This is a genomic window from Bacillus yunxiaonensis (assembly GCF_037104695.1).
In the GTDB taxonomy this organism is placed as follows: Bacteria; Bacillota; Bacilli; order Bacillales; family Bacillaceae_G; genus Bacillus_A; species Bacillus_A yunxiaonensis.
The window spans coordinates 379,378-392,441 of the sequence record NZ_JBAWSV010000005.1; the positions used below are offsets into that span (position 1 = coordinate 379,378).

The 13,064-nt window shown below is 37.9% G+C and carries 14 protein-coding genes; all 14 read right to left on the bottom strand.

What is annotated here, in order from left to right; all coding sequences use genetic code 11:
• Positions 1-4 precede the first annotated feature (4 nt).
• Positions 5-739 carry a tRNA (guanosine(37)-N1)-methyltransferase TrmD gene (gene trmD / locus WAX78_RS16600; protein WP_336483128.1) on the bottom strand — a complete coding sequence of 245 codons (735 nt, stop codon included), beginning with the start codon at positions 737-739 and terminating at the stop codon, positions 5-7.
• Positions 739-1,254 (bottom strand): ribosome maturation factor RimM, encoded by a 516-nt coding sequence (rimM, locus tag WAX78_RS16605; RefSeq protein WP_336483129.1) that lies wholly within the window; start codon positions 1,252-1,254, stop codon positions 739-741. Before rimM ends, trmD begins: the two co-directional genes overlap by 1 nt.
• 120 nt (positions 1,255-1,374) lie before the next feature.
• Positions 1,375-1,602 carry a KH domain-containing protein gene (locus tag WAX78_RS16610; RefSeq protein WP_336483130.1) on the bottom strand — a complete coding sequence of 76 codons (228 nt, stop codon included), beginning with the start codon at positions 1,600-1,602 and terminating at the stop codon, positions 1,375-1,377.
• A 14-nt stretch (positions 1,603-1,616) separates the two neighbouring features.
• The gene (gene rpsP, locus WAX78_RS16615) at positions 1,617-1,889 is read right to left on the bottom strand and encodes a 30S ribosomal protein S16 (protein WP_090912726.1); all 273 of its coding nucleotides are present in this window, start codon (positions 1,887-1,889) and stop codon (positions 1,617-1,619) included.
• 101 nt (positions 1,890-1,990) lie between these two features.
• Entirely contained in the window at positions 1,991-3,340 is a 1,350-nt protein-coding gene (ffh, locus tag WAX78_RS16620; RefSeq protein WP_336483131.1) for a signal recognition particle protein, read from the bottom strand.
• Between the two features lie 12 nt (positions 3,341-3,352).
• Entirely contained in the window at positions 3,353-3,685 is a 333-nt protein-coding gene (locus WAX78_RS16625; RefSeq protein ID WP_154711789.1) for a putative DNA-binding protein, read from the bottom strand.
• A gap of 244 nt (positions 3,686-3,929) precedes the next feature.
• Positions 3,930-4,919 (bottom strand): signal recognition particle-docking protein FtsY, encoded by a 990-nt coding sequence (gene ftsY, locus WAX78_RS16630; protein ID WP_336483132.1) that lies wholly within the window; start codon positions 4,917-4,919, stop codon positions 3,930-3,932.
• A 15-nt stretch (positions 4,920-4,934) separates the two neighbouring features.
• Positions 4,935-8,504, bottom strand: coding sequence for a chromosome segregation protein SMC (gene smc / locus WAX78_RS16635; protein WP_336483133.1), 3,570 nt, complete (start codon positions 8,502-8,504; stop codon positions 4,935-4,937).
• Between the two features lie 55 nt (positions 8,505-8,559).
• Entirely contained in the window at positions 8,560-9,297 is a 738-nt protein-coding gene (rnc, locus tag WAX78_RS16640) for a ribonuclease III (RefSeq protein WP_336483134.1), read from the bottom strand.
• A gap of 60 nt (positions 9,298-9,357) precedes the next feature.
• Positions 9,358-9,591: an acyl carrier protein gene (gene acpP / locus WAX78_RS16645; RefSeq protein ID WP_098309669.1), complete on the bottom strand. Its 234-nt coding sequence runs from the start codon at positions 9,589-9,591 to the stop codon at positions 9,358-9,360.
• A 155-nt stretch (positions 9,592-9,746) separates the two neighbouring features.
• Entirely contained in the window at positions 9,747-10,490 is a 744-nt protein-coding gene (gene fabG / locus WAX78_RS16650) for a 3-oxoacyl-[acyl-carrier-protein] reductase (protein ID WP_336483135.1), read from the bottom strand.
• Positions 10,490-11,434 carry an ACP S-malonyltransferase gene (gene fabD / locus WAX78_RS16655; RefSeq protein ID WP_336483136.1) on the bottom strand — a complete coding sequence of 315 codons (945 nt, stop codon included), beginning with the start codon at positions 11,432-11,434 and terminating at the stop codon, positions 10,490-10,492. The genes fabG and fabD overlap by 1 nt, the downstream gene beginning before the upstream one ends.
• Before the next feature lie 15 nt (positions 11,435-11,449).
• Positions 11,450-12,442, bottom strand: coding sequence for a phosphate acyltransferase PlsX (plsX, locus tag WAX78_RS16660; protein WP_336483137.1), 993 nt, complete (start codon positions 12,440-12,442; stop codon positions 11,450-11,452).
• On the bottom strand, positions 12,439-13,029 hold the full coding sequence (gene fapR, locus WAX78_RS16665; protein ID WP_336483138.1) for a transcription factor FapR: 591 nt from the start codon (positions 13,027-13,029) through the stop codon (positions 12,439-12,441). Before fapR ends, plsX begins: the two co-directional genes overlap by 4 nt.
• Between the last annotated feature and the right edge of the window lie 35 nt (positions 13,030-13,064).

Genomic DNA, 13,064 nt, shown 5'->3' on the forward strand with positions numbered 1-13,064 from the left:
TTTTTTACTTCTCTTCTTTAAATTCCGCTAACCATTTTTCTTCTTGTTTTGATAAACTACGTTCCTCTAATAAGTCAGGGCGGCGCATATGCGTGCGGCGAAGTGATTCTTTATGACGCCATTCTTCAATATATTTATGATTACCAGACATAAGTACATCTGGTACTTTCATTCCACGAAAATCCGCTGGTCTTGTATAATGCGGGTGTTCGAGTAAGCCTGTACTAAATGAATCTTCTATTTGTGATTGTTGATTTCCTAGGACATCAGGCAATAAACGGACAACACTATCTGTAATAACCATAGATGCCAGTTCTCCGCCTGTTAATACGTAATCTCCTATTGAAATTTCATCTGTTACAAGGTGCTCGCGAACACGCTCATCATACCCTTCATAATGACCACAAACAAAAATTATATGTTCTTCTTGCGCTAACTCTTCAGCTTTCTTTTGCGTAAAACGCTCTCCTTGCGGACACATTAACACAATACGTGGTTTACGCTCTGTTTCCTTCGTTAACTGTTCTACCGCATCAAAAATCGGTTGTGGTGTTAACACCATCCCCGCTCCCCCGCCATACGGGTAATCATCGACACTATTATGTTTATTGGTTGAATAATCACGGAAGTTCACAACTCTTAGTTGCACAGCTTCTTTTTCTTGTGCTTTTTTTAATATAGAAGAACCAAAAACACCCGTAAACATTTCTGGAAACAATGTTAAAATATCGATTTTCATTACAGTAATCCTTCCATTACTTGAATGGTCACAAGCTTTTCATCAATGTTTACTTGTAAGACAACTTCCTCGATATATGGGATTAAAACATCTTGACCTTTTGGTTGTTTGATGACCCAAACGTCGTTTGCGCCAGGAGAAAGAATTTCTTTAATCGTACCGATTGTTTCTCCGTCTTCTGTTACAACAGTACAACCAATAATTTCGTGATAATAATATTCTCCTTCAGGCAATTCTCCAAGCTGCTCCTCTGGGACTTTTAATAAAGAGCCTTTCAATTGCTCTACTTCATTTATATTGTTATAACCTTCAAATGTCAGTAAATCAAAAGATTTATGCTGACGATGAGAAGTTACCTTTACAGCTAGTGGCTCAGCCACTTTCTCTTGCCATATGTATAATATGTTTCCTACTTTATAGCGCTCTTCCGGAAAATCTGTCCGAGAGATTACACGTACCTCTCCTTTAACACCTTGAGTATTTACAATTTTCCCTACATTAAACCATTTTGTCATAAACAGCACGTCACCCCTGTTTGTTATATGTCGTTAGCATCTCCATTCTCTTTGCTGAAGATGCGATTTATCTTAAAATGTTAAAAAAGGGTGAGGAACAGATCCTCGCCCTTTTTATGCTTATTGAATTTCCAGCGTTACTTTCTCATTTTGATGATGTCCCGCTGCATATAAGATCGTTCGAATTGCTTTTGCAACTCGCCCTTGTTTCCCAATGACTTTACCCACATCCTCAGGATGTACGATTAATCGATACTTCATCTCTCCGTTGTACAGTTCCTGTGTAACCTTTACATCTTCAGGATGATCCACAAGGGGTTTAACAATTGTTTCGATTAACCCTGTCATAGCCATTGTTCGAATTACTTACCTTGTTTAGATAAGTGGAATTTCTCCATGATACCTTGTTTAGAGAACAGGTTACGAACTGTATCAGATGGTTTCGCACCGTTTCCTAACCATTTTAATGCTGCTTCTTCGTTGATTTTAACTTCAGCTGGTTGAGCAACTGGATTGTAAGTTCCGATTTCCTCGATGAAACGTCCGTCACGAGGAGAACGAGAATCTGCAACAACTACACGATAGAAAGGAGATTTTTTAGCTCCCATACGTTTTAAACGAATTTTAACTGCCATTTATAAAGCACCTCCGAATATATTTCACACAGATAATAATATTAGCAAAAAGAGTGACCCTTTGTAAAGTATTTTTTCTTAACAGAGCCATCTTTTTTTCCTTACATAAATGGAAACTTCAAGCCGCCTAGTCCTTTTTTCTTACCTTTTTGCATACCAGACATCGTTTTCATCATCTTTTTCATATCTTCAAATTGTTTCAAAAGACGATTGATCTCTTGTACAGTTGTACCGCTACCTTTAGCGATACGTTTCTTACGACTAGCGTTAATCATTTCCGGTTGTTCACGCTCTAATTTTGTCATTGAGCGAATAATCGCTTCAATGTGTCCAATTTGCTTTTCGTCAACTTGAACATTTTTTAATCCTTTAATTTTCCCGGCACCAGGAAGCATATTAAGAAGTTCATCAAGCGGTCCCAATTGACGCACTTGTCCTAATTGCTCTAGAAAATCATCCAACGTAAAGGAAAGTGTACGCATTTTTTGCTCAAGTTCTCTTGCTTTTTCTTCATCAACTGTCGCCTGCGCCTTTTCAATTAACGTTAGAACATCACCCATACCTAAAATACGAGATGCCATACGTTCTGGATGAAATACCTCTAATGCATCTAATTTCTCACCCATACCAGCAAATTTAATCGGTGTGTTTGTAACAGCTTTAATAGATAGCGCTGCACCTCCGCGCGTATCACCATCTAATTTTGTTAATACGACACCTGTTAAACCAAGCTGTTCATGGAAGCTTTGAGCCACATTTACCGCATCTTGTCCTGTCATTGCATCAACAACAAGGAAAATTTCATCCGGATTGGCTACTTCTTTAACTTGTGCTAATTCATCCATGAGCTCCTCATCAATATGCAGACGACCTGCTGTATCAATCAGAACATAATCATGGTGATCTTCTTTAGCTTTCGCAATCGCTTGCTTTGCAATTTCAACAGGACTTACCTTATCTCCTAAAGAGAAAACTGGCATATCCAATTGCTTACCAAGTGTTTCAAGCTGTTTAATTGCTGCTGGGCGATAAATATCAGCCGCGACCAACATCGGTTTACGATTATGCTTTTTACGAAGCAAATTCGCAAGCTTACCTGTTGTCGTCGTTTTACCTGCACCCTGCAAACCAACCATCATAATAACAGTTGGCGGACGGTTAGAGACAGCAATTTTACTCTGCTCTCCACCCATTAATTCTGTAAGTTCTTCCTGTACTACTTTAATAACTTGCTGTCCAGGTGTTAAACTTTTCATTACATCTTGTCCGACAGCACGTTCAGACACACGCTTAACAAAATCTTTTACTACTTTAAAGTTAACGTCTGCCTCTAAAAGAGCAAGACGAACTTCTCTCATCATTTCTTTTACGTCGGCTTCAGTTACTTTCCCTTTGCCGCGAATTTTTTGCATTGTCTGTTGAAGTCGGTCGGCTAATCCTTCAAATGCCATATTGCCGCCCTCCTAATCTAAATTTTCGATAGCTTCAACAACTTGTTTCACTTGTTCATCTACATGCTCTTCTTCGCTGATTAGCTGCTTTAACTTTTCAACAAGTTGCTGCCTTTCTTGAAACTTTTGAAGTAACAATAACTTTTCTTCATATTCTTCAAGCATCGCTTCTGTCCGTTTAATGTTATCATACACTGCTTGGCGGCTCACTTCAAATTCTTCTGCAATTTCACCAAGCGAGAGATCATCAAGATAGTAAAGTGACATATAACTTCTTTGTTTTGGCGTTAACAACGAATGATAAAAATCAAATAAATAATTCATTCTCGTTGTTTTTTCGAGCATGTTGAATCACCCTTTGTTAAGTGAATTACCTTTACATGAATTAGTTTACATGGAGTAGAAAAGAGTGTCAAGTTTTTTTCTTAACATCTTATTTAAATTTAAAAAGAAGAAGCGGCAAGCACCGCCTCTTCTTTTTTACCACATACCTACCAAAAACATTTCCTACTTAGATATACGTAAGAGCATGGAGGAATTCAGCAAACTATTAGTAACATATAAAGTCTCTCACTAATGAAACCTTGCTTTATTCTACTTCTGTTTCTACAAAGTCTGCAAATAGTCCATATACATATTGTTCTGGGTTAAATTCTTGCAAGTCATCCATTTTTTCTCCAAGGCCCACAAACTTCACCGGTACATCCATCTCATTACGAATTGCTAATACGATTCCACCTTTAGCAGTTCCATCTAATTTCGTTAGTACAATTCCTGTTACATTTGTCGCCTCGCGGAATGTTTTTGCTTGACTTAAACCATTTTGTCCTGTTGTCGCATCAATAACAAGTAATACTTCATGAGGAGCTCCAGGAACCTCACGTTCGATTACACGTTTTACTTTCTCTAATTCTTTCATTAAATTAACTTTGTTTTGCAAACGACCTGCTGTATCGCATAACAATACATCAACTTTTCGTGATTTTGCAGCCTGAATTGCATCGTACATAACAGCTGCTGGATCCGAACCTGATCCTTGTTTAATCACATCTACACCAACACGTTCGCCCCATACTTCTAGCTGTTCAATCGCTCCGGCACGGAATGTATCACCCGCCGCCAATAATACAGACTTGCCGTCTGCTTTAAATTTATGAGCCATCTTTCCAATTGTTGTTGTTTTCCCAACACCATTTACCCCAACAAATAAAATAACTGTCAATGCGTTATCTTGTACATTTAATTCATTATTAAAATTACCATCGCCTTTGTAAATCTCAACTAATTTTTCAGAGATAACAGCTTGTACTTCTCTTGGGTCCTGGATATTACGACGTTTCACTTCATCTCTTAATTGGTCAATTAATTCCATTACTGTGGACACACCCACATCCGCACCAATTAAAATTTCTTCTAACTCTTCGAAGAAATCTTCATCAACCTTGCGATAACGATATACTAAGTCATTTACCTTTTCAGCAAAAGAGTTTCTCGTTTTCTCTAAACCGTGTTTAAACTTTTCTGTTACCGTATCTGTTTGCTTTGAAATTTTTTCTTTTAATTTTTTAAAAAAACTCATTCTTTCCCATCCTCTCTATTCACTTGTCACAACTTCTGCCCCGTCATCTAAACGAACAGATACAAGCTTAGAAACACCAGATTCCTGCATCGTTACACCATATAGTACATCTGATTCTTCCATTGTTCCTTTTCGATGTGTAATGACTATAAATTGTGTTTCATCACTAAACTTTCTCAAGTACTGCGCAAAACGAGCAACGTTCGCTTCATCCAGCGCTGCTTCAACCTCATCAAGTACACAAAACGGTACAGGACGAACTTTTAAAATACTAAATAGCAATGCAATAGCTGTTAATGCTCGTTCCCCTCCAGAAAGAAGACCTAAATTTTGCAATTTCTTTCCCGGTGGCTGTGCAACAATATCAATTCCTGTATTTAATAAATCTTGCGGGTTTGTCATAACTAAATCCGCTCGCCCTCCGCCAAATAATTCACTAAACACAAACTGGAATTCTGTACGAATTGCTTGGAATGTATACGAAAAGCGTTTTTTCATTTCCTCATCCATCTCATCAATTACTTGATGCAATGTTGTTTTCGCCTCTTCCAAATCATCACGCTGCTCTAACAAGAACGTATGACGCTCAGATACACGCTCGTATTCATCAATCGAACCTAAGTTTACTGTCCCAAGTTCTTCGATAGATAGTTTAATTAATTTCACTTTTTTACGAGCTTCATCACCAGACATTGTCATCGTATACTTTTGTTTCGCAGCTTCGAAAGAAATGGTATATGTTTCTTGTAAGTGCTGCAAGCGGTTTTCTAACTCCACGTCTAGACGATTTATTTTTACTTCTTCATCTTTTAATACATCGAGCAAGTATTTATGCTGACGTTTCGCTTCTTTTACCTCTAAATCTAAATATTCTAGTCGCCCTTGAAGATCAAGGCGTTGTTCACGGCGTGAGCTAATTAATTCGACAGTTTGATTTCGATCGTGGGTTTTCTTTTGAATCATACTTGTAATTTGCTCTTCACCACTGGAATTCGATGTCATTTCTTGTTTCAAGAATGCTAAATCTTCTTTTGTCTTTATAAGATTCTTTTTTGTCTCATCTTGTTCTTTCATGAGGCGGTCTACTGTCTCTTTTTGATTCGATAATTGTTGTTGCTTTTCAGCTGCTTGTACTTTTAACTCCGTAATTTCTGTCTGCACTTTTTCTTTCGAAGAATGTTGCTCACTCTTTTGCTTCGTTAATTCTTTAATTGTTGTATCAAGTTGCATAATTTTTTCTTGCAGCTCAGTAAGCGTTTCTTCTAGCTCTGTTTTCCGCCCTTGTATCTTCACTTGATCTTGCAAAAATCCTTCTAGCTCTAAATCATAAATAGATAAGCGCTCATTAATACGATGCTCTTCTAGTTCTAGCTGATTAATCTCTTCCTTGCATTTTTGTTCATCTACACGCTTTTCATCGACGCTTTGTCGAATTTCTTTCATCTGCACTTCTTTTTCTTGTATTTCTTGTTTTAACGCTTTGACGTAGCTTTCTAGTTTTTCCGTCTTTTCTTCCATATCTGCCAACTTTTCATTCCACTCTTCTAATTCACGTTGACGTCCTAATAGAGAGGAATTCGTTTGCTTCACGGCACCACCCGTCATTGAACCCCCTGGATTTACAAGGTCACCTTCTAATGTAACAATACGATAACGATATTGTAGCTGCTTTGCTAATTCATTCGCTCCTTTTAAATCATGAGCAACAATTACCGTACCTAATAAATTTGTAATAACATTTTCATATTTATTATTGTACTGCATAAGCTCTGAAGCTACTCCTATAAATGATGCGTGCTGATTTACAATACGAAGTTGCTCTGCATTAAGTGCTCTCCCTTTAATTACACTTTGCGGTAAAAAAGTCGCACGTCCATGGCGATTTTGCTTTAAAAATGCAATTGCTCGGCGCGCATGTTCTTCTGTTTGTACAACAACATGCTGCATTGCTGCCCCAAGCGCAATTTCCATTGCCACTTCGTATTTTTTCGGTACAGTAAGAAGTTCTGCAACTGCACCTTCAATACCATGCAACTGGCTATCACGTGCCTTTAATACTTCACGAACTCCTTGATAAAATCCCGAATAATCCACTTGCATTTCTTCAAGCATTTCTTTACGAGAACGAGCTTGTTGAACATATTGATATGCTTGGTACAACTTGCTCTCATTTTCGCTATATTGTTCTTTACATTTCCCAAGTGCAACGTCCGTTTGCTGCATACTTGACAGCAGATTTGCAATTTGCTCTTTTATATGTTCATATTTTTCAACGAACGTTGATTTTTTCTGTGCAATTTCTATGCGCATCTGCACATATTTTTCATTTTCTTCGTCAAGACGCTGGTTTTTGAAATCTCTTTGTTTAAATTGTTCCTCTAACATAGAAAGTTCATTTCGGTAACTTGCCTGTTGATTTAAAAGTTCAATATAATCACCTTTTAAATACTCGATTTGCTCATCTAAATTTTGTACATATGTAGACAACAATCTTTCACTATCATGCAGTTTCTGTTCTAACTCTTTCACATGATTTGTTAATTTCATTAATTCGTCAGTTCCTTGCACAACACTTCCTTCATATGCAGAAACTTTGTCTGTTAATTCATGAATGAGTGCTTCTAACTGTGCACAATGTGTTGTCGCATTGTGCTTTCTTTCTTTCAGCAGCTCACGTTGCCCTTCTAATTTTTCAAGTTCTTTACTAGAAAGAAGAAGAACCTCTTGCAAAGATTGAACAGATTCATCAATGGCTTGTACGTTTCCACGCACTTCTTCTAAATCCGCTTCATTTTTTTGAAGATGTGCTGATAATTTCACTTCTTCATCTTTGTTATGTTTAAATTGCTCGCGAAGCGCTTCCCATTTTTCATGTAACTCTTCAATTTCATATACTATTAATGCCGCTTCAACTTTTTCTAATTCTTCTTTTTTCTCAAGATAATCTTTTGCAATCGAAGCTTGTCTTTCAAGAGGTTCAACTTGAGCACTCAATTCATGAATAATATCTTCTACACGATTTAAATTATCTTGTGTCTCCGCTAATTTTCCTTCCGCTTTCTTTTTACGGATTTTATATTTCAGTACACCAGCTGCTTCTTCAAAAACACTACGGCGGTCTTCTGACTTACTACTTAAAATCTCTTCTACTTTCCCCTGACTGATAATAGAAAATGCTTCACGTCCCATACCAGAGTCCATAAATAAATCTACAATATCTTTTAAACGACAAGATTGTTTGTTAATCAGAAAATCACTATCTCCTGAACGATATACTCGTCTTGTTACACTTACTTCGTTATATTCAATCGGCAAACGCTGATCCTCATTATTTAATGTTAATGTCACCTCAGCAACATTCAACGCTTTACGTGTATCACTGCCTGAAAAAATAATATCTTCCATTTTCGCACCGCGCAGCGACTTTACGGATTGCTCACCAAGTACCCAACGAATGGCATCTGTAATGTTACTTTTTCCACTTCCATTTGGACCTACCACAGACGTTACACCTGGTACAAAGTCAATCGATACACGTTCTGCAAAAGATTTAAATCCTGCTATCTCTAACCGTTTTAAAAACACGAAAGGCCTTCCCCCTTTATGCACAAGGAATCCCCCTAAGTAGAAGGGGGATTCGTTATGAATGCTCTTTTAATTTTTCTAACGCTTCTTGGGCGGCATGTTGTTCTGCCTCTTTCTTAGACTTTCCACTTCCAAGTCCTAATACTTCGCCGTTTAATGTAACACGCGATACAAACTCTCGATTATGGGCTGGTCCTTTTTCTTGCAAAATTTGATACTCTATATTACCGCTACCATCACGCTGAATTAATTCTTGTAGTTGACTCTTAAAATCCATCACATGAGAAAAAGCACCTTCATTAATTTTCGGATAAACAACTGTTTTTAAAAATCCCCATACCTTGTCTAAACCTTGGTCCAAGTAAAGTGCTCCAATAAACGCTTCAAAGACATCCGCTAATAACGCTGGACGTTCGCGACCTCCTGTCATTTCTTCCCCTTTTCCTAAAAGGACAAGATTACCAAATGCTAGCTCATTCGCAAAACGAACGAGAGAAGGTTCACATACAATAGCCGCGCGAAGTTTTGTTAATTCTCCCTCGCTCATTGTCGGATATTTTTGAAACAAATATTGCGAAACCGTCAGTTCTAATACCGCATCACCAAGAAATTCAAGACGCTCATTATCTTCATGTGGCTTTTTTCGATGCTCATTCACATACGATGAATGCGTAAATGCCTGAATCAACAATTTTTCATTTGTAAATGTAATACCTATTTTCGCTTGGAACTTTTTAAAAGCCTCGCGATATTTCGCTTCATACTTCTTATCTCTATACTTTCTGTACGGCATAGGTCCCTCCAGATATATATGCTGAGAAAGCCCCGTATATAAACGGGACTTCATCAAGCATTATAGATGACTCTCTATGTAAGTCACAGCATCGCCAACAGTAGCAATTTTTTCTGCTTCCTCATCAGAAATTTCCATTTCAAACTCATCTTCTAGTTGCATTACAAGTTCTACTACATCTAGAGAATCAGCACCTAAATCTTCTTTAAAGTTTGCAGCTGTTGTTACCTCTGTTTCGTCTACTCCTAGACGATCTACGATAATTTTCGTTACACGCTCTAAAACGTCTGCCATATTCATTCACCTCCTTTAAAAAGTATTGACAAACAACCACTTTTTTAAATTTATCCGTAGATTAGACCACTATTTTTCCGATCTTCTCAAGCCATTATATTTAATATTGTACAGAAAAGCTAGATGAAATCAACCTATTTCTGTAGTTTTTCCTTTTACATCACCATGCCGCCATCAACATGAAGTGTTTGCCCAGTGATATAACGGCTCGCATCTGATGCTAAAAATGCAACTGCATTTGAAATATCTTCTGCTTCTCCAAATTTTGCAATTGGGATTAATTTTAGCATTTCATTCTTCACATCTTCTGCCAATACATCTGTCATATCTGTTACGATAAATCCAGGAGCAATTGCATTTACTGTAATATTACGACTTGCTAGCTCTTTTGCTGAAGTTTTTGTTAATCCAATTACACCCGCTTTTGCTGCAACGTAGTTTGCTTGCCCTGGGTTCCCAGTAACACCAACAACAGAGGCGATATTAATAATCCGACCATGGCGTTGACGCATCATATAGCGAGATACAGCTTTTGTACATAAAAAGACACCTTTTAAGTTTGTATTAATAACAGCATCCCATTCTTCTTCTTTCATACGCATTAGTAAATTGTCTTTTGTAATACCAGCGTTATTTACAAGAATATCAATTTGACCAAATGTATCAACTGTTTGTTTTACCATATCAGTCACTTCTTCGCTACTAGCAACATTTGCTTTTACTGCAATTGCTTCTGAGCCTAATTTTTTAATCTCATCTACAACTTCATTTGCTTTTAATTCGTTTCCTGCGTAGTTTACAACTACTTTCGCACCTTGTTTTGCTAAATCTAATGCAATTGCACGACCGATTCCACGAGATGCTCCCGTTACTAATGCGACTTTATCTTTTAATAACATTAGCCTTCTCCTCTCAGTTTTGAAATGGTATCCTTCATCGTCTCTTCATCATATATCGCATATACTTTCGCAGATGGAGCGATTGATTTCATAAGACCAGCTAAAACCTTTCCAGGCCCAATTTCAATAAATGTATCCACACCAAGTTCTACCATCCGTTCAATGGATGGGTACCATAATACAGGGGAATAGAGTTGTTCAATTAATTTTTCTTGAATATCCTCTTTACGAGTAATGCAATCTGCCGTTACATTTGCAACAACGGGAACCTTCACATCTTGAATTGAAATTTCATTTAACACACCGCGAAACTTCTCAGCCGCTGGTTTCATAAGCGATGAATGAAACGGACCGCTAACGCGTAATGGAATTGCACGTTTTGCACCATTTTCTTTCGCTCTTTCTGAAGCCAATTCCACACCTTGCTTTGTACCAGAAATGACAATTTGCTTCGTGCTGTTCATATTCGCAACTTGTACAGCATATCCTTCCTGTGTCACCTCTTCGGTCACCTGTTTTAACATATCTGGATCCGCTCCCAGAATAGCTGCCATTGCACCTTCGCCATTTGGCACAGCTTCTTCCATGTACTCACCGCGTTTTCTTACAGCGTATACACCATCTTCAAATGACATAGCACCCGCTGCTACCAGTGCACTATACTCACCTAAACTATGTCCTGCAACATAGTCAGGTTTAATCTCATACTGCTCCAGCGCCTTTAAAATTGCAATACTTGTCGTTAATAATGCTGGCTGTGCATTTGTTGTTAACGTCAACGTTTCTTGAGGTCCCTCAAAAATAAGTGATGAAAGAGAATCTTTTAAAATTTCATCAGCCTGATGAAATACTTTCGCAACCTCTTCATGACTTTCTGCTAATTGTTTTCCCATTCCAACTGCCTGTGAACCTTGTCCTGGAAAAAGAAATGCCAGTTTTCCCATTTCAAACCCTCCTCATTATTGAAGCGGCTCCTCCTCTATTACACTCGTAATAGTAGGAATAACTTCCTTCGCTACCATTTCTCTAGTTTGACGAATCGCACTAAAAATCGATTGGTCATTGGAGGAACCGTGCGCTTTGATGACAGGAGCTTTCAATCCAAATAAAGCCGCTCCTCCATACTCTGAATAATCCATTTTATCTTTTAACACCATAAGCTTTGGTTTTAATACCGCCGCCGCTAGTTTACTTGTAAACGAACTCATCAATTGCTCTTTTAGCATTGAGAATAATGCAAGTGCAGTACCCTCTAACGTTTTAAGGGCAACATTTCCGGTAAATCCATCACAAACAACCACATCAGCTACACCGTGTAATAAGTCTCGTGATTCTACATTTCCAACAAAGTTAATCGGTGCATCTTTTAGCATTGCAAAAACTTGCTTAGAAAGCTCATTTCCTTTTCCATCCTCAGTTCCAACATTTAAAAGACCTACGCGAGGATTAGCAATTCCTCTCACTTTCTCTGCATATACAGATCCCATTACAGCATATTGGTATAAATGAATTGCTTTTGCATCGACGTTTGCTCCAACATCTAACATAACAAATCCTTTGCCGTCTACTGTTGGCATAGTAGGCGAAAGAGCTGGGCGTTCAATCCCTTCTATACGTCCAATTACAAATAATCCAGCTGCCATAAGAGCCCCCGTATTCCCTGCGGAAATACAAGCATCAGCTGCACCTTCTTTTACTTGCTGCGCAGCAAGTACCATGGAAGCCTGTTTTTTGCGACGTACTGCTCGTACCGGCTCATCCGTCCCTTCAATTACTTCATCTGTATGCAGTACAGTAATACGCTCTTCACTTGTTAAATACTTACGAATTTCGTCTTCTTTTCCTACTAATGTAATATGTAAATCTGAATATTGTTTAATTGCCTTCATTGCTCCGAGTACGACAGATTTTGGCGCATGATCGCCGCCCATTGCATCTATTGCGATTCTCATAAGTTGTTACCTTCCTCACTATAATTACTAGATCGATACATTTCAAAAGTGCCTTTAAAAACAAGTTCATCTCCGACAAAACTTTGCACTTTTACAACCGTCCGTCCTTTATCATTCTCCACATCTTCAACACGCGCTTTTGCAACAACACGCTCTCCTAATTTTACAGGACGAATATATCGAATGGTGGACTTTGCAGTTAAAGCTAGTTCTTCATCAATAACCGCAACAGCTAATGAGTTCGCTTGTGCAAATAAATGATGCCCACGAGCAATTTGATTACGTTTAAAGACATGTTCTACTTTCACTTCAAAAATTGAAATCGCATGTCTATCTAATTCTATATCAATAATTTCTCCTACCACTTCATCAAGCGGTAAGGATTTTACATCTTCTTCATGTTGTTTCGTTGCCACATGTTTAATTCGTTCTCGCAATTCAGGAATCGAAAGTTCCATACGATCAAGACGAATCGTTTGAATACTCACCTGAAATTGTTCAGCTAATTCTTCATCCGTAATAAACGGATTTGCTTCTATTGTATGTTGTAACAACTCTTGTCTTTCTTTTTTCCTTCTTTTTTTCATTCCGCACCATCCATTTTTATGACTAGGTACTAACA